Source organism: Streptomyces griseoviridis (assembly GCF_005222485.1).
GTDB lineage: Bacteria > Actinomycetota > Actinomycetes > Streptomycetales > Streptomycetaceae > Streptomyces > Streptomyces hintoniae.
In genome coordinates this window covers 3,333,744-3,350,586 of record NZ_CP029078.1, presented here as the reverse complement: position 1 = coordinate 3,350,586, position 16,843 = coordinate 3,333,744, and the positions used below count along the sequence as shown (strand labels likewise).

Here is a 16,843-nt window from a genome sequence, read left to right as displayed (position 1 = left end):
AGGAGCTACTGGGCATGACGAAGATCGTCAACCACTGGATCGGCGGCAAGTCCGTCGACGGCGCGTCGGGCACGTTCGGGCCGGTCACCGACCCCGCGACCGGCGCCGTCACCACCAACGTCGCGTTCGCGTCCGTCGAGGAGGTGGACGCCGCGGTCGCCGCCGCGAAGGACGCCTTCGTGTCCTGGGGCCAGTCCTCGCTGGCCCGGCGCACCGAGATCCTGTTCCGCTTCCGGGCGCTGCTCGACGCCAACCGCGACGCCATCGCGGAGCTGATCACCGCCGAGCACGGCAAGGTGCACTCCGACGCGCTCGGCGAGGTCGCGCGCGGCCTGGAGATCGTGGACCTGGCCTGCGGGATCAACGTCCAGCTGAAGGGCGAGCTGTCCACCCAGGTCGCCAGCCGGGTGGACGTCTCCTCGATCCGGCAGCCGCTGGGCGTCGTCGCGGGCATCACGCCGTTCAACTTCCCCGCCATGGTCCCGATGTGGATGTTCCCGATCGCCATCGCGACCGGCAACACCTTCGTCCTCAAGCCCTCCGAGAAGGACCCCTCGGCCGCGGTCAAGATCGCCGAGCTGCTCGCCGAGGCGGGGCTGCCCGACGGCGTCTTCAACGTCGTCCACGGCGACAAGGTGGCCGTCGACCGCCTCCTGGAGCACCCCGACGTCAAGGCCGTCTCCTTCGTCGGCTCGACGCCGATCGCCCGCTACATCCACACCACCGCCTCCGCCAACGGCAAGCGCGTGCAGGCCCTGGGCGGCGCCAAGAACCACATGCTGGTCCTGCCCGACGCCGACCTGGACGCCGCGGCCGACGCCGCCGTCTCCGCCGCCTACGGCTCCGCGGGCGAGCGCTGCATGGCGATCTCGGCCGTCGTCGCGGTCGGCGCGATCGGCGACACGCTGGTGGAGAAGATCCGCGAGCGCGCCGAGAAGATCAAGATCGGCCCCGGCGACGACCCGGCCTCCGAGATGGGCCCGCTCATCACCAAGGTCCACCGCGACAAGGTGGCGTCCTACGTCACCGGCGCGGCGGCCGAGGGCTGCGAGGTCGTCCTCGACGGCACGGGACACACGGTCGAGGGCTACGAGGACGGCCACTGGATCGGCATCTCGCTGCTCGACAAGGTGCCCACCACCGCCAAGGCGTACCAGGACGAGATCTTCGGCCCGGTGCTCTGCGTGCTCCGCGTCGACACCTACGACGAGGGCATCGCCCTCATCAACGCGTCGCCGTTCGGCAACGGCACCGCGATCTTCACCCGGGACGGCGGCGCCGCCCGCCGCTTCCAGCTGGAGGTCGAGGCCGGCATGGTCGGCGTGAACGTCCCGATCCCGGTCCCCGTCGGCTACCACAGCTTCGGCGGCTGGAAGGACTCCCTCTTCGGCGACCACCACATCTACGGCAACGACGGCACGCACTTCTACACCCGCGGCAAGGTCGTCACAACCCGCTGGCCCGACCCGGCGGACGGCCCCACAGGCGTGGACCTGGGCTTCCCCCGCAACCACTGAGACCCACCGGGTGACCATGGAAGGGGCCGTCCTCACAAGGACGGCCCCTTCCTCACACCGCGAACACCACGCGCCCCAAAGGGGCGCGGGGAACTGCGCGAGAACCCCGACGGGCCCGCACCCGCCCCCGACCCCCGCCACCTCCCCCAAACCACCCCGCGCCTCACCACCCCGTACACCAACCGCGGTACACCCCACCCCCCACCTCCTTCCACGGTCCCCCCAAACCGTCGGAGACCCCCCGTACCGTTGAACCATGGATCTTCGCTCACTCCGCCCCCCACGCCCCCGCAGGCTGCTCGCGGCCGGCGCCGCGGTCGCGGTCCTCGTCGGCGTGGGCACCTGGACAGCCGTCGCCTCCGACCAGAAGGCGCCGGTGCACCGGACGGACCGTCTGATGGCGATCGACGGCGTCCGCATCGACACCTCGTACTTCACCACCGACACCGCGGGACGCCGCCCCGCCGTCCTGCTCGCCCACGGCTTCGGCGGCAGCAAGCAGGACGTCAGGGGCCAGGCCGAGGAGTTGGCGAGGGACGGCTACGCGGTCCTGACCTGGTCGGCCCGCGGCTTCGGCCGGTCGACCGGCCAGATCGGCCTCAACGACCCCGACGCCGAGGTCGCCGACGTCTCGAAGCTGATCGACTGGCTCGCCCGCCGGCCGCAGGTCGAGCTGGACCGTCCCGGCGACCCCCGGGTGGGCATCGCGGGCGGCTCCTACGGCGGCGCCGTCTCCCTGCTCGCCGCCGGGCACGACGACCGGGTGGACGCCATCGCCCCCGCCATCACCTACTGGAACCTCGCCGACGCCCTCTTCCCGAACGGCGTCTTCAAGAAACTGTGGGCGGGCATCTTCGTCAACTCCGGCGGCGGCTGCGCGAAATTCCAGCCCGACCTGTGCCGGATGTACGAGCGGGTCGCCGAGTCCGGCACCCCCGACGCCGAGGCCCGCAAGCTCCTCGAGGCCCGCTCGCCGTCCGCCGTCGCCGCCCGCATCAAGGTGCCCACGCTGCTGACCCAGGGCCAGACGGACTCCCTGTTCCCGCTCGGCCAGGCCGACGCCGCCGCCCAGGCCATCCGCGCCAACGGCGCCCCCGTGGACGTCGACTGGATCGCCGGCGGCCACGACGGCGGCGACATGGAGGCCGGCCGGATCCAGACCCGCACCCGCGCCTGGTTCGACCGCTACCTCAAGGACGACGACGCCACCGGCACCGGCCCCGCCTTCCGCGTCACCCGCACCGGAGGCGTCGACTCCACCGACGGCGCCGCCCTGCTGCGCGGCGCGAGCGCGGACCGCTACCCGGGTCTGGAGAGCGGCCTCGAACCCGTCGCCCTCGCCGGACGCGAGCAGCGCTTCGTCAACCCGGCGGGCGCCAGCCCGCCCGCCGTCTCCGCGCTCCCCGGACTCGGCGCGGGCGCGGGCCTCTCGCAGCTCTCCGCCCTCGGCGTCGGCGTCTCCCTCGACTTCCCCGGCCAGTACGCCCGCTTCGACTCCGCCCCGGTCGGGACCGGCCTGCGGATCACCGGGTCCCCGAAGGCCACCGTCCATGTCAGGGCCACCAGCGACGACGCCGTCCTCTTCGCCAAGGTGTACGACGTCGCCGCCGACGGCAGCCGCTCCGTGCTGCCCTCCCAGCTGGTCACCCCGGTGCGCGTCGAGGGCGCCAAGGCGGGCAAGGACGTCACGATCACGCTCCCGGCCGTCGACCACGAGATCGAACAGGGCCACCGGCTCCGCCTGGTCCTCGCCTCCACCGACCTCGGCTACGCCTCCCCGACGACCCCGGCCACCTACACCGTCTCCCTCAAGGGCGACCTCCAGGTGCCGACCGCGCCCGAGGTGCGCACCGCCGCGACCACGCTGCCGTCCTGGGTGTGGTGGCTGCCCCTCGCGGGCCTCGCCGTCGCCGCGGCGCTGCTGCTCACCGGCCGCCGCCGCACGGCCGCCGCCCCGCCCGACCCCGCGCTCGGCGACGTCCCGCTCCAGATCACCGGACTGAGCAAGCGCTACGCCCGCTCCACCGACCGGTACGCGGTCAGGGAGCTGTCGTTCCGGGTGGAGAAGGGCCAGGTCCTCGGCCTGCTCGGGCCGAACGGCGCGGGCAAGACCACCACCCTGCGGATGCTGATGGGCCTGATCGAACCGGACGACGGCGAGATCCGCGTCTTCGGCCAGCCGATCAGGCCGGGCGCCCCCGTCCTCTCCCGGGTCGGCGCCTTCGTGGAGGGCGCGGGCTTCCTGCCGCACCTGTCGGGCCGGGAGAACCTGGAGCTGTACTGGCGGGCCACCGGCCGCCCCGCCGAGGACGCCCACCTGGACGAGGCGCTGGAGATCGCCGGGCTCGGCGACGCGCTGGCCCGCGCGGTGCGCACCTACTCGCAGGGCATGCGCCAGCGGCTGGCCATCGCGCAGGCCATGCTCGGCCTGCCCGACCTGCTGATCCTCGACGAACCCACCAACGGGCTGGACCCGCCGCAGATCCGCGAGATGCGCGAGGTGATGATCAGGTACGCGACCGCGGGACGGACCGTCATCGTCTCCAGCCATCTGCTGGCCGAGGTCGAGCAGTCCTGCACCCACCTCGTGGTCATGGACCGCGGCAGGCTGGTCCAGGCGGGCCCGGTCGCCGAGATCATCGGCTCCGGCGACACCCTCCTGATCGGCACCGCGGAACCGGTCGAGGAACCCGTCGTGGAGAAGGTCGCCGCGCTGCCCGGCGTGGCCTCCGCGCTCCGCACCGACGACGGCGTCCTGGTCCGCCTCACCCCCGAGGGCAGCGCCAGCCGGCTCGTCGTCGAACTGGTCAGGCTCGACGTGCCGGTCGCCTCCGTCGGACCGCACCGCCGCCTCGAAGACGCCTTCCTCACCCTGATCGGAGGCTCCGCATGAGCACCCCGGCGCTCACCGAGGTCGCCCACGGCTACCGGGCGGGCCACACCCTGCCCCTGCGGGTCGAACTGGCCCGGCAACTGGGCCGCCGCCGCACCCTGGTCATGGGCGCGATCCTCGCCGCGCTGCCGTTCGTGCTGCTGGTCGCCTTCGCGATCGGCGGCGAACCCGGCGGCCGCAACGGCCGGGTGACGCTGATGGACACGGCCACCGCGTCCGGCGCCAACTTCGCCGCCGTCAACCTGTTCGTGTCGGCCGGGTTCCTGCTGGTCATCCCGGTCGCGCTGTTCTGCGGGGACACGGTCGCCTCGGAGGCGGGCTGGTCGTCCCTGCGCTATCTGCTGGCGGCGCCGGTGCCCCGGGCCCGGCTGCTGTGGTCCAAGCTGGTCGTCGGGCTCGGCCTGAGCCTGGCCGCGATGATCCTGCTGCCGGTGGTGGCGATCGTCGTCGGCACCGCCGCCTACGGCTGGGGCCCGCTGGAGATCCCGACCGGCGGCGCCCTGGACGCGGGTACGGCGGCGCAGCGCCTGCTGGTGGTCGTGGCGTACCTGTTCGTCTCCCAACTGGTCACCGCGGGCCTCGCGTTCTGGCTCTCCACGAAGACCGACGCCCCGCTCGGCGCGGTCGGCGGCGCGGTCGGCCTGACCATCGTCGGCAACGTCCTGGACGCCGTGACGGCGCTCGGCGACTGGCGTCACTTCCTGCCGGCCCACTGGCAGTTCGCCTGGGCGGACGCCGTCCAGCCGAACCTCCAGTGGTCGGGCATGCTCCAGGGCACGGCGGTCTCGGTCACCTACGCGGTGATCCTGTTCGCACTGGCCTTCCGGGGCTTCGCCCGCAAGGACATCGTGTCGTAGCGGGCTGCCGGGGGCCGTGCCCCGGCCCGTTGTCAGTGGTGGTGTGCAGGATGGCGGCATGACCACACCCGCAGCAGTGATCGAGGACGCCGCCGCCTACGCGCAGGCCGTCGAGGCCGCCGTGCAGGCGGCGGCCGCCTACTACGGGGGCGGCACGTCCGCGCTCGACGACGACAGCTACGACCGGCTGGTGCGCGGTATCGGCGCCTGGGAGGCCGACCACCCCGACCAGGTGCTGCCCGGCTCTCCGACCGGGAAGGTCGCGGGCGGCGCCGTCCAGGGCGACGTCCCGCACACGGTCGCGATGCTCAGCCTGGACAACGTCTTCTCGCCCGAGGAGTTCACGGCCTGGACCGCCTCACTGGCCCGGCGCGTCGGCCACGACGTCACCCGGTTCGGCGTCGAACCCAAGCTGGACGGCCTCGCCGTCGCCGCCCGCTACACCCGCGGCCGCCTCGGACAGCTGATCACCCGGGGCGACGGCACGGCGGGCGAGGACGTCTCGCACGCGATCGGCACCGTCGAGGGCCTGCCCCGCGAACTGACCGAGCCGGTCACCGTGGAGGTCAGGGGCGAAGTCCTCATGACGACGCAGCAGTTCGAGCACGCCAACGAGGTGCGCGGCGCGCACGGCGGCCAGCCGTTCGCGAACCCGCGCGGCGCCGCCGCGGGCAGCCTGCGCGCCAGGGAACGCGCCTACACCGTCCCGATGACGTTCTTCTGCTACGGCCTGCTGCCGCTGTCCGAGGAGGAGAGCGCGCTCGCCGACCTCCCGCACAGCGACCTGATGGCGCTGGCCGCCCGGTACGGCGTCAACACCACCGCCACCACCCCGGTCCCCGGCACCACCGCCGACAGCGTCGAGCAGGTGCTGACCCGGGTGCGCGAGATCGCCGCCCTGCGCTCCGAACTGCCGTTCGGTATCGACGGGATCGTCATCAGGGCCGACCTCGCCGCCGACCAGCGGGCCGCGGGTTCCGGATCACGCGCCCCGCGCTGGGCGGTCGCCTACAAGCTGCCCGCCGTCGAGAAGATCACCCGGCTGACCGCGGTGGAGTGGAACGTCGGCCGCACCGGCGTCATCGCCCCGCGCGCCGTCCTGGAGCCGGTCGAGATCGACGGCGCCACCATCACCTACGCCACCCTCCACAACCCGGCCGACATCACCCGCCGCGATCTGCGCCTGGGCGACCAGGTCATGGTCCACCGCGCCGGCGACGTCATCCCGCGCGTCGAGGCCCCCGTCGTCCATCTGCGCACCGGCGAGGAACAGCCCATCGTCTTCCCCGAGGTGTGCCCGCGCTGCGGCGCCGGCATCGACACCGGCCAGGAGCGCTGGCGCTGCGAGCAGGGCCGCAACTGCCATCTGGTCGCCTCCCTGGCCTACGCGGCCGGACGCGACCAGCTCGACATCGAGGGCCTCGGCCACACCCGGGTCGTCCAGCTCGTCGACGCCGGACTCGTGGCCGACCTCGCCGACCTCTTCACCCTCACCCGCGAGCAGCTGCTCGGCCTCGACCGGATGGGTGGCACCAGCACCGACAACCTCCTCGCGGCGATCGACACGGCCAGGGGCCGGCCGCTCTCCCGGGTCCTGTGCGCCCTCGGCGTGCGCGGCACCGGGCGCTCCATGTCCCGCCGTATCGCCCGCCACTTCGCGACCATGGACCACATCAGGGCCGCCGACGCCGAGGCGATGCGACGCGTCGAGGGCATCGGCACGGAGAAGGCCCCGTCGATCGTCGAGGAACTCGCCACCCTGGCCCCGCTCATCGACCGGCTGGTGGCGGCGGGCCTGAACATGACCGAACCGGGCGCCACCCCGCCCGCCCCCGAGGAGACGGCGGGCGAGGCGGCCGGGGGCACGGCGGCGGAACCGGCCGACGGCGGCCCGCTGACCGGGATGACGGTCGTGGTCACCGGCACGATGACCGACGCCCTGGAGAACCTCAGCCGCAACCAGATGAACGAACTCGTCGAGCGGGCGGGCGGCCGGGCGTCCTCCACCGTCTCCAGGAAGACCACCCTGGTCGTCGCGGGAGAGGGCGCCGGGTCCAAGCGCGCCAAGGCGGAGACCCTGGGCATCGAGCTGATCACCCCGGCCGCGTTCGCCGCCCTGGTCGCCGACCACCTCGACCGGCCCGCCACCGCCGCCTCCGCCGACTGACCGCCAACTCCCTTTCCCGCGCGACCCATTGATAAATAGTTACGCGCGGGTAAGTTGACTCCCGAGTAAGTCCGAGCCGTGCCACCGGGAGCCGCCATGGGCGTACGCAGGGATCTGAAACGGGCCAGGGAACGCGGTGATCTGGCCGCCCGAGCCAGGGTCGAGACCGTCAGGGACGGAGACGGCGCGGTACGCGAGGCCCGCACCCCGCCCCTGGCGGCCGCCCTCACCACCGGCAGCATCGCCGACCTCCCCTTCACCAACGCCGCCGAGGCCCCCGACGCCGTCGTCCTGCGCCGCCGGGCACCGGACGGCACCTGGCGGGGCGTCACCGCCGCCCGCTTCGCCGCCGAAGTCACCGCCATCGCCAAGGGGTTCGTCGCCGCCGGGCTCGAACCCGGCGACCGGGTCGCCGTCATGTCCCGCACCCGTTACGAGTGGACCGTCCTCGACTTCGCGATCTGGGCCGCGGGCGGCCGGACCGTGCCGGTCTACCCCACCTCATCGCCCGACCAGGTCGACTGGATCATCGGCGACTCGGGCACCCGCCTCGTCGTCACCGAGACCGCCGACCACACCGCGACGGTACGCGCGGGCACCCGCCGCCACGAAGTACCGCCCCGCGTCTGGGAGATCGACGCGGACGCCGTCGGGGAACTCACCGCCCTCGGACGCCATCTCCCCGACGACACGGTCACCGCGCGCCGCGCCGCGCTCACTCCCGGCACCCCCGCCACCGTCTGCTACACCTCCGGCACCACGGGCCGGCCCAAGGGCTGCGTCCTCACCCACGCCAACCTGCACGCCGAGGCCGCCAACACCGTCGAACTGCTGCACCCGATCTTCAAGGAGGTCACCCGCCAGGTCGCCTCGACCCTGCTGTTCCTGCCGCTCGCCCACATCCTCGGCCGCACCCTCCAGATCGCCTGCCTGATGGCCCGCATCGAGATCGGCCACTGCCCGAGCATCCGCCCCGACGAACTCCGGCCCGCGCTCAAGGAGTTCCGCCCGACCTTCGTCGTCGGCGTCCCCTACCTCTTCGAGAAGATCCACGACACCGGCCGGGCCACCGCCGAGAAGATCGGCCGCGGCGCCTCCTTCGACCGCGCCGACCGCACGGGCGTCCGCTTCGGACAGGCCCATCTGAACCGCTTCCTGCGCACGGGCAAGGGCCCGGGTCCCGCCCTCTGGGCCGCCTGGGCCCTCTACGACCTGCTGGTCTACCGCCGCGTCCGCAAGGAACTCGGCGGCCGGATGCGGTACGCCATCAGCGGCGGCTCCCCGCTCGACCGCGACCTCAACCTCTTCTTCTACGCGGCCGGGATCATCGTCTACGAGGGGTACGGCCTCACCGAGACCTCCGCCGCCGCCACCATCGTGCCGCCCCTGCGCCCCCGCCCCGGCACCGTCGGCATCCCGGTCCCCGGCACCGCCGTCCGCATCGCCGACGACGGCGAGGTGCTGATCAAGGGCGGCATCGTCTTCGGCGCCTACTGGAACGACCCGGCCGCCACCGACGCCGTCCTGCGCGACAACTGGTTCGCCACCGGCGACCTCGGCTCCCTCGACGCCGACGGCTACCTCACCATCACCGGCCGCAAGAAGGACATCCTGGTCACCTCCGGCGGCAAGAACGTCTCGCCCGCCGTCCTCGAGGACCGGCTGCGCAGCCGCCCGCCGATCGGCCAGTGCCTGGTCGTCGGCGACAACCGGCCCTTCGTCGCCGCCCTCGTCACCCTCGACCCCGAGGCGCTCGCCCACTGGCTCACCGTCCGCGGACTGCCCGCCGACACGCCGTTCGCCGCACTGGCCGACGACCCGCGGCTGCGCGCCGACGTCCAGCGCGCCGTCGACCACGCCAACGCGGCCGTCTCCCGCGCCGAGTCGATCCGCGCCTTCGCCGTGGTGGAGGGCGAGTTCACCGAGGAGAACGGCCTGCTGACGCCGTCCCTCAAGGTCAAGCGGCATGCCGTGACGGCCGTCCACGCGGAGCGGATCGAGGCGCTGTACCGGCGGCGCCCCTGAGGGCGGGCCGGACACAGCGGAGCGGGCCGCCGAAGTGCTTCGGCGGCCCGCTCGGGTGGTGCTGCGGTCAGCTGCCCAGGGAGCCGTTGCCCGACAGGACCGGGATGTTGTCCAGGATGTGCGAGAGCGGCTCGTCACCCTTGGCCTGGGTGGAGTTCTCGGTGCACTGCTGGTTCTGCGGCGCGGACAGGATCGGCACGTCCTGGAGGACGGTGACCGGGACCAGGCCGATGAGCGACGCGGCGTTGACCTTGGCCGGCAGGCCGATGCAGGGCTTGTTCAGCGAGCCCTGGACGAGCGAGAGCTGGGGGCTCATGTCGCCGTGGGTGGCCTGGTTGCCGTACGACTGGAGGGCGCCGTTGCCGTTGGTGGTGGTCACACCGTTGTCGTTGCCGATGGCCAGCGCCTGGGGAGCGGTGGCGGCCGAGACACCCGCGACGGAGGCGGCGATGGCCGCGGTCGCCAGCAGCTTCTTCATGATTCTTTCCCTTTCGGAGAGCGGACTCCGTGCAGAGTTTCGGAGACGGACTCCGTTGCAGAGCCGCGTTTTGATCAACCCCCGGCGAGCGGTTTGGTTGCGCTTTATGCCCCGATCGGCCCAGCGTGCGCCACGGAACGCGCCCCCCACCCCACCCCGCCCGCGCGCCCCCGGCGAGGTGCGCCCCGCGCGGTGTGTCCGGACACGCGGAACGGGCCGCCGAGTGGATCGGCGGCCCGTTCTGGGGTGCGTCTGCGGATCAGCTTCCGGCGGAGCCGTTGCCCGACAGGACCGGGATGTTGTCCAGGATGTGCGAGAGCGGCTCGTCACCCTTGGCCTGGGTGGAGTTCTCGGTGCACTGCTGGTTCTGCGGGGCCGACAGGATCGGCACGTCCTGCGCGACGGTGACCGGGACCAGGCCGACGAGCGAGGCCAGGTTGCCCTTGACGGGCAGGCCGATGCAGGGCTTGTTGAGCGAGCCCTGGATGAGCGCCATCTGCGGGCTCATGTTGCCGTACGTGGCCTGGTTGCCGTAGATCTGCGCGGCGCCGTTGCCGTTGGTGGTGGTGACGCCACCGTCGTTGCCGATCGCCAGCGCCTGGGGCGCCGTGGCGGCCGAAACACCGGCGACGGAAGCGGCGATCGCCGCAGCAGCCAAAACCTTCTTGATCACTTGCATGTCCCTTCTGAGAAACCCCGTCCACCGGAGCGACCTGCACAACTGACCCCGGCCCGCATGGTTGCTGGGGTTCACTCCAATGGCGCAATGGAAATCCGCGCGGGTGAAGCGTCGAAACCTATCCGGGTCCGCCTGGTTGATGTGACGGGGCGGCAATGTGCGGCCCCCTCAGGAAAGGAAATCCGGAGAAATGTTCAAGAAGGCAATGGCCGCCACCGCGGTCGCGGCTTCCGTCGTCGGCGTCTCGGCGACCGCGGCTCCTCAGGCGCTGGCCATTGGCAACGACAGCGGCGTCACCACCGTCAACGGCAACGGCGCCGAGCAGGCGTTCGGCAACGCCAAGACCAAGGGCGACCTCAGCCCCCAGTCCTCGCTGGTCCAGGGCTCGCTGAACAAGCTCTGCGTCGGCCTGCCGGCCAAGGTCAACGCCGCGTCGCTGGTGGGCGTCCTGGTCCCGGTCACCGCCCTGCAGGACGTGCCGATCCTGTCCGCGCCGCAGAACCAGCAGTGCGCCGAGAACTCCACCCAGGCCAAGGGTGACGAGCCGCTCTCGCACATCCTGGACAACATCCCGGTGCTCTCGGGCAACGGCTCCCTGGGCAGCTGACGACCGCCGCACCCGGACCCGGGCGGTCGCGCCGCGCCCAGGCGCGACCGCCCGGGTCCCGCCGGTTCTTCTGACGATCCTTCTGGAGAAGCGTTACTGCTGCGGCGGTCCCCGATACCGCTTCCGCGCGTCCACCGCCCCTTTCCGCGCGCAGCGTTCGAGTGAATTGTCAGGTGACCCGCGTTCCACAGTTTCTTCTGCGGCCCGTCTCTCGTTTCCAGCACGTAGGTCATGGTGCGAGCCGTTCCGGCTGTGCTCGCGTCGGTTTCGACCGCCACCTCGGCATGACCGCAGAGAAGGGAAACCTCATGAAGAAGACCGCCGCTGTCGTCGCGGGCGCGATCATGACGCTCGGCCTGGCCGCCCCGGCCTTCGCCGACTCGGGTGCCGAGGGTGCCGCCATCGGCTCGCCCGGCGTCCTCTCCGGCAACGTCGTCCAGGTCCCGATCCACATCCCCGTCAACCTGTGCGGCAACTCGATCGACGTGATCGGTCTGCTGAACCCCGCGTTCGGCAACGTCTGCGTCAACCACTGACGGCGTAACGCTCACGCCTCGGCCGTACGGCTGATCCAAGCCGGCCTCGGACACCGCTTCCGGTGCCGAGGCCGGCTTTTCCCACTTCTTCAAGCAGGAAGACAACCAGATGCGACAGACCCTGGGTAAGGGAATGGTCGCGGCAGCCGCCGCGTCAAGCATTCTGTCCCTGTACGGCAGCCCCGCCTTCGCCGACACGCATGCCGGCGCGGTCGCCACGGGCTCGCCGGGTGTCCTGTCCGGCAACAGCGTCGCGGTCCCGGTCGACGTACCGGTCAACGCGTGCGGCAACACCGTCGACGGCGCCGCCGCGCTCAACCCGGCGTTCGGCAACAAGTGCGTCAACGCCTCCTCCCCCCGTCCCCACCACCACCGGGTCCCGGGCCTGCCGCACGGCCACGGCCACGGCTACGGCGACGAGTCCGGCTACGGCGAGGACTCGGGCTACGGCAGCGGCGGCTACGGCGAGGACACGCCCCCACCGCGTGTCCCGCCCCAGGGCGGCCACCACACGCCCCCGCCGCACGGCGGCCACCACACCCCGCCCGGCGGTGGACATCACACGCCTCCTGGCGGCGGTCACCACACGCCTCCCGGTGGCGGGCACCACACCCCGCCCGGTGGCGGCCACCACACCCCTCCCGGTGGCGGTCACCACACGCCTCCCGGCGGTGGACATCACACGCCTCCCGGCGGTGGACATCACACGCCTCCCGGCGGCGGTCACCACACCCCGCCCCCCGGTGGTGGCGAGCACACGCCCCCGCCCCCCAGCGGTGGGCACCACACCCCGCCCCCGAGCGGTGGGCACCACACCCCGCCCCCCAGCAGCGGGCGGCACACGCCTCCCGTCGCGGCTCCCGGGCCCGAGCTGGCGCACACCGGTAGCGGCGGGATGCTCGCCGCGGGCGGTGCCAGTGCCGTGCTGATCGGTGCCGGCGCGCTGCTGTACCGGCGGGGCCGGACCGGCGTCCAGCGGTAGGACCTCGCACGGAAGAGACATCGGGTGCCGGACGGCGGTCCGTCCGGCACCCGTGGCATGTCGTCGCTCCTCCGGCCACCGCCGCCGCTCAGCGGGCGGCGGTGGCCGCCGTCCGTTCGCGCGGCGGCGCGGGGACCGTGCCGTGGTGCGCGGTGGCGCGCAGATGGCGGCGGACGCCCCGCACCAGGGACCCCGCCGTGTACGTCGCGCCGTGCACGAAGCGCATCGCCGGGCCGAAGCCGGACGCCGTGACCAGACCGGCCAGGAACAGCCCCGGGTACGACGACTCGAAGTCCCGGCCGACGGCGGGGGAGCCGTCGGCGACGACCGCGAGGCCGGTGCGCAGCTCGTCGCAGAGCAGCGAGAGGCGCTCGCGGCGCGCGGTGAAGCCGGTGGCGGCGATGACGTGCCCGGTCTCCAGGGCGCGCGCGGAACCCGACGTCAGGTCCCGCACGTCGAGGCGCACCCCGCCCGCGACCGCCCGCGCGGCCGTCACCTCGTGGCCGAGCAGCACCTCGACGGCCGGTTCCACCCGGTCGCGGACCCACCAGGCGCCCGCAGGTCCGAGCGCGGTCCCGGCCACGCGGGCCCGGGTCGCCTCGGGCAGCCGCCGGTACAGGCCGGGCCGCTCGGAGTAGAACCAGTTCCGCCAGCCGCAGCCGAGGCCGCTGTGCGGGGAGCGGGCCGACTGCCACCACGGGCGCTGCCAGGGCGGCGGCACGTCGTTCCAGGAGAGGCCGTCCGCGCGGGCCAGCACCCGCACCCGGGTGCCCTGTTCGGCGAGGAGCGCCGCGGTCTCCAGGGCCGCCTGGCCGCCGCCGATCACCGTGACGTCGTCGCCCCTGAAGCGGTCGAGGTCGCTGTGGTGGCTGCTGTGCGAGACGAGGGAGGGGCCGAGGCCGCGCAGTGCCGGGGGGATCTCGACGAACGGCATGACGCCCACCGCGAGGGCCACCGTGCGGGCCCGCAGCGGCCGGCCGTCGGCGGTGAGCGCCTCGTAGCCGCCGGGGACCGGCGCCACCCGGGTCACCAGGTGCTCGTCGATCTCCGGGACGGCGTTGCGGGCGAACCACAGGCCGTACTCGGCGAACGTCTCCACCGGGATCGGGTGTCCGTGCCTGGCCTCGGTGCCCCGGCCTGCGCAGTAGGCGGCGAGGCTCAGACGGCCGCCCGGGTCGGAGAGGTTGGAGGCCCAGGGCTCCGACTTGAGGAACATGCCGCGCGGCATGTGGTCGCGCCAGGACGCCATGGGCCGTCCGTGGACCCGTACGTTCAGCCCGGCGCTCACGGCGTGGGAGGCGATGGACAGGCCGTAGGGTCCGGCACCCACCACCAGCAGGTCGTACATCAGCAACGGCTCGCTTTCTCGTCGTCGGACAGGTCGGAGGGGAAGGGGGCGGGCGGCGCGGGGGCCGGTGCGGGGGGCGCGGCCGGGGTCGCGGGGCCGAGGCGGGTCCACAGGCGGCGGGCCGCGTGCCGGGTCCACAGGCGGCGCAGGGCGCGGCCAGGGCCGGGGTCGTCGGGGGAGTGCCAGGCGAGTTCGCGGTCGCCGTGGGCGGGGCGCACGGCGGTGAGCGGGGCGTAGTTCTCGACCACGAACTCGCGTCCCGGCAGCGGCCGTCCGGCGGGCAGCGGACGGTGGGTCAGGTCCAGGTGCAGGGCGCGGACGACGTCGAGTCCCGCGGAGTCGGCGAACAGCCGGAACTGGGCGCCGGGGCGCGGGTTGAAGTCGAGCAGGTGGTAGCGGCCCGAGGGGCCGCGCCGGAAGTCGAGGTCGAGGATGCCCCGGTAGCCGAGTTCGGTGACGAGGCGGTCGGCGAGCGCGGTGACCCGCGGGTTGGGGGTCCAGCGGCCCACCGCCGTCAGGCCCGCGCCGCGCGGCCAGGCCAGCAGTTTGACGCCGGTGCCGCCGCCGCGCAGGGCGCCGGTGCGGTCGGCGTAGCCGTGGAAGAACCAGTCGCTCTCGGGGCCCGGCGGCAGGAACGCCTGGAGCAGCAGCCGCGATCCGGCCTCGCCCGAGCGGTGGAACAGTTCCCGTGCCTCGCGGGCGGAGCCGACGAGGGCGGTGCTGCGCAGTCCCGTGCCGGCCGGCAGCAGCCAGGGCCTGCTCCACTTCGCGATCAGCGGCAGCCCGAGCCGCCAGGCGGCGGTGGCGGCCTCGGCGGGGCTGTCCGGGACGATCGTCGACGGGTAGGGGACGTTCAGGTCCGCGCACAGGTCGGCGAGTTCGGACTTGTCGGCGACCTGGGCGGGTACCCGGGCGGCCATCGCGGGCAGCAGGTAGGACGGGGCGAGCGCGTCCCGGCGGGCGCCGACGGCGAGGGCGCTCGCGTCGTCCATCGGGACGAGGACGGCGGGTCTGGCGACCCGGGCGGCGACCCGGCGCAGCGCGAGGACGATCTCGTCGGCGCAGGCGCCCGGTGGTGGCGGTGGATGCGACTGTCCCACGAAACGGGACGCGGAGACGGGACTTCCGTCGGATTCGGCGATCACATGCACGTCCACACCCGCCCGGCCGAGCGAGCGCACGGCACCGAGGGTGCCGTGGTGAAAGGGATTCCGGTCGATCCGCAGCAGAACGGCGGGGACCCGGATGTCGAACAGGGACACGCGAATTGATCCTTCGAGTCGATCGGGTGGTTCCGGTCGTTTCACTCGTGCGGGCGATCCGGCCACTCGAAAGCCCCAAGCACGGTGGCGGAATTCATACTGATATGACTGAGTGTCAGTTATGCCGGACAATTCGAGAGCCGGAGAGAGCGGAGTGGGAGGAGCACGCATGGCCTCACAGCAGCGACGTCCACGGGCCTGGCGGCCGACCGTCGTCGCGGCGACGGTCGTCGTGGCGGCCGCGTTGGCGGCCGGACCCGGGTTCGCGGCCGGCTCGGGGGTGGTGCGGCTCGCCGGCCCGCCCGCTCCGCGCCCCTCGGCGCCGCGGACCCCGGCCGCCACGCCCGCCCCGGCGGCCCCGACCGTCCCTGCCGTGACCGCGCGCGCCCCGCAGCCGGGCGGCCTCACGAAGGGCGTCCCCGCCTTCGGTGCCTACCTCGACTACGGGGCCCGCGGGGTGGCCCGGATCGCGGAGCTGAGCCAGTGGCTGGCCGGCGCCGACCTGCGGGTCGGCCACACCTATCTGCCGGGCGACCGCTGGAGCAACATCGAGGGCGCGCACGGCTTCCTCGACGTCTGGGCGGACTGGCGGACCGAGCGGGACGACCGGATGCTCGTCCTCAACGTGCCGATGCTGGAGAGCAACGAGGGCGGTGTCCCCGACAGCGGGGTGCGGACCCTGCTGCGGCAGGGCGCGGCCGGGCGGTTCGATCACCACTTCAAGGCCCTCGCCCAGCGTCTGGTGGAGCTGAAGGTGCCGGACACGGTGATCGTGCTCGGCTGGGAGATGAACGGCATCACGTACACCTCTCGCTGCGGTCCCGACCCGGAGGCCTGGAAGAAATACTGGAACAGGATCGTCACCACCATGCGTTCGGTGCCGGGCCAGAAATTCCGGTTCGATTTCGCGCCGACCCGCGGCCGGGACGCCATTCCGTGGACGCAGTGTTATCCCGGGGACGACACGGTCGACATCCTCGGCATGGATTCCTACGACCAGCCCTCGGGCCTCACGTTCGACCAGCAGGTGAAAGAACCCTACGGACTTCAGGAACACGTGGACTTCGCCAAGGCTCACGGCAAGCCCATTTCCTATCCCGAATGGGGGCTTTTCCGCAATGGTGACAACGCCGAGTACATGCGGCGCATGCTCGGCTGGATGGACGAGCACAAGCCGCTGTACAACACGCTGACCGACTACTGCCCGCACGGCGTCTGGCAGTGCCGTCAGAACCCGAAGTCGTCCGCGGTCTACCGGTCGGTCCTGTCCGGACGCACCGACGAACCGGCCCCGACGACGCCGGAGCCCACCAAGCCCACCACTCCGGCACCGCCCCAGCCGTCCACGACACCGCCTCCCACCCAGGTGCACCCGACCGAGTGCGCGCCGGTGGAGCTGGGCGACTGGGTCGAGCACTGGCTCGGCGGGAAGCTGTGCCTGCGCTTCGACTGGTGGTCGCGGGACCGCTGACCCGGATGCGGCGGCGGGCCG

The 16,843-nt window shown here is 73.0% G+C and carries 13 protein-coding genes; 9 read left to right on the top strand and 4 right to left on the bottom strand.

The genetic code is table 11. The features are described from left to right. The first annotated feature begins 14 nt into the window (after nucleotides 1-14). The 5 genes from mmsA (at nucleotide 15) to DDJ31_RS13995 (ending at nucleotide 9,459) form a co-directional block, all read left to right on the top strand. Nucleotides 15-1,517: a CoA-acylating methylmalonate-semialdehyde dehydrogenase gene (gene mmsA, locus DDJ31_RS14015; RefSeq protein WP_127179953.1), complete on the top strand. Its 1,503-nt coding sequence runs from the start codon at nucleotides 15-17 to the stop codon at nucleotides 1,515-1,517. Between the two features lie 256 nt (nucleotides 1,518-1,773). Then, nucleotides 1,774-4,410 (top strand): alpha/beta fold hydrolase, encoded by a 2,637-nt coding sequence (locus tag DDJ31_RS14010; protein ID WP_164784968.1) that lies wholly within the window; start codon nucleotides 1,774-1,776, stop codon nucleotides 4,408-4,410. Then, the gene (locus DDJ31_RS14005) at nucleotides 4,407-5,267 is read left to right on the top strand and encodes an ABC transporter permease (protein WP_127179954.1); all 861 of its coding nucleotides are present in this window, start codon (nucleotides 4,407-4,409) and stop codon (nucleotides 5,265-5,267) included. The genes DDJ31_RS14010 and DDJ31_RS14005 overlap by 4 nt, the downstream gene beginning before the upstream one ends. A 58-nt stretch (nucleotides 5,268-5,325) precedes the next feature. Then, complete coding sequence (gene ligA, locus DDJ31_RS14000; protein WP_127179955.1) at nucleotides 5,326-7,434, top strand: NAD-dependent DNA ligase LigA; 2,109 nt, start codon at nucleotides 5,326-5,328, stop codon at nucleotides 7,432-7,434. Between the two features lie 96 nt (nucleotides 7,435-7,530). Continuing rightward, the gene (locus DDJ31_RS13995) at nucleotides 7,531-9,459 is read left to right on the top strand and encodes an AMP-dependent synthetase/ligase (protein WP_127179956.1); all 1,929 of its coding nucleotides are present in this window, start codon (nucleotides 7,531-7,533) and stop codon (nucleotides 9,457-9,459) included. 67 nt (nucleotides 9,460-9,526) lie between these two features. Here the strand turns inward: DDJ31_RS13995 and DDJ31_RS13990 are convergent, their stop codons facing one another. Further along, on the bottom strand, nucleotides 9,527-9,937 hold the full coding sequence (locus DDJ31_RS13990) for a rodlin (RefSeq protein ID WP_127179957.1): 411 nt from the start codon (nucleotides 9,935-9,937) through the stop codon (nucleotides 9,527-9,529). Between the two features lie 259 nt (nucleotides 9,938-10,196). Beyond that, entirely contained in the window at nucleotides 10,197-10,610 is a 414-nt protein-coding gene (locus DDJ31_RS13985; protein WP_093831152.1) for a rodlin, read from the bottom strand. A 196-nt stretch (nucleotides 10,611-10,806) separates the two neighbouring features. On the opposite strand from DDJ31_RS13985, the gene DDJ31_RS13980 reads away from it, so the two are divergent. From DDJ31_RS13980 to DDJ31_RS13970, 3 genes are all read left to right on the top strand, one after another. Continuing rightward, a complete protein-coding gene (locus DDJ31_RS13980; RefSeq protein ID WP_127179958.1) occupies nucleotides 10,807-11,223 on the top strand; it encodes a rodlin in 417 nt (138 codons plus the stop codon). 308 nt (nucleotides 11,224-11,531) lie between these two features. After that, the gene (locus tag DDJ31_RS13975) at nucleotides 11,532-11,759 is read left to right on the top strand and encodes a chaplin (RefSeq protein WP_127179959.1); all 228 of its coding nucleotides are present in this window, start codon (nucleotides 11,532-11,534) and stop codon (nucleotides 11,757-11,759) included. Nucleotides 11,760-11,868: 109 nt separating this feature from the next. Beyond that, nucleotides 11,869-12,741, top strand: a complete 873-nt coding sequence (locus DDJ31_RS13970; protein ID WP_127179960.1) for a chaplin — start codon at nucleotides 11,869-11,871, stop codon at nucleotides 12,739-12,741. 88 nt (nucleotides 12,742-12,829) lie between these two features. Here the strand turns inward: DDJ31_RS13970 and DDJ31_RS13965 are convergent, their stop codons facing one another. Both DDJ31_RS13965 and DDJ31_RS13960 read right to left on the bottom strand, forming a co-directional pair. Next, nucleotides 12,830-14,089, bottom strand: coding sequence for an NAD(P)-binding domain-containing protein (locus DDJ31_RS13965; RefSeq protein ID WP_127182804.1), 1,260 nt, complete (start codon nucleotides 14,087-14,089; stop codon nucleotides 12,830-12,832). Beyond that, nucleotides 14,089-15,351, bottom strand: a complete 1,263-nt coding sequence (locus DDJ31_RS13960) for a carboxylate--amine ligase (RefSeq protein WP_127179961.1) — start codon at nucleotides 15,349-15,351, stop codon at nucleotides 14,089-14,091. Before DDJ31_RS13960 ends, DDJ31_RS13965 begins: the two co-directional genes overlap by 1 nt. Before the next feature lie 169 nt (nucleotides 15,352-15,520). Between DDJ31_RS13960 and DDJ31_RS13955 the strand changes: the two genes are divergently transcribed. After that, the gene (locus DDJ31_RS13955) at nucleotides 15,521-16,822 is read left to right on the top strand and encodes a glycoside hydrolase family 26 protein (protein ID WP_127179962.1); all 1,302 of its coding nucleotides are present in this window, start codon (nucleotides 15,521-15,523) and stop codon (nucleotides 16,820-16,822) included. Nucleotides 16,823-16,843 lie beyond the last annotated feature (21 nt).

Bases quoted from the DNA above. Each gene is read 5' to 3' on its own strand.
- mmsA (WP_127179953.1), top strand. From the start codon at position 15: ATGACGAAGATCGTCAACCACTGGATCGGCGGCAAGTCCGTCGACGGC.
- DDJ31_RS14010 (WP_164784968.1), top strand. From the start codon at position 1,774: ATGGATCTTCGCTCACTCCGCCCCCCACGCCCCCGCAGGCTGCTCGCG.
- DDJ31_RS14005 (WP_127179954.1), top strand. From the start codon at position 4,407: ATGAGCACCCCGGCGCTCACCGAGGTCGCCCACGGCTACCGGGCGGGC.
- ligA (WP_127179955.1), top strand. From the start codon at position 5,326: ATGACCACACCCGCAGCAGTGATCGAGGACGCCGCCGCCTACGCGCAG.
- DDJ31_RS13995 (WP_127179956.1), top strand. From the start codon at position 7,531: ATGGGCGTACGCAGGGATCTGAAACGGGCCAGGGAACGCGGTGATCTG.
- DDJ31_RS13990 (WP_127179957.1), bottom strand. From the start codon at position 9,937: ATGAAGAAGCTGCTGGCGACCGCGGCCATCGCCGCCTCCGTCGCGGGT.
- DDJ31_RS13980 (WP_127179958.1), top strand. From the start codon at position 10,807: ATGTTCAAGAAGGCAATGGCCGCCACCGCGGTCGCGGCTTCCGTCGTC.
- DDJ31_RS13975 (WP_127179959.1), top strand. From the start codon at position 11,532: ATGAAGAAGACCGCCGCTGTCGTCGCGGGCGCGATCATGACGCTCGGC.
- DDJ31_RS13970 (WP_127179960.1), top strand. From the start codon at position 11,869: ATGCGACAGACCCTGGGTAAGGGAATGGTCGCGGCAGCCGCCGCGTCA.
- DDJ31_RS13965 (WP_127182804.1), bottom strand. From the start codon at position 14,089: ATGTACGACCTGCTGGTGGTGGGTGCCGGACCCTACGGCCTGTCCATC.
- DDJ31_RS13955 (WP_127179962.1), top strand. From the start codon at position 15,521: ATGGCCTCACAGCAGCGACGTCCACGGGCCTGGCGGCCGACCGTCGTC.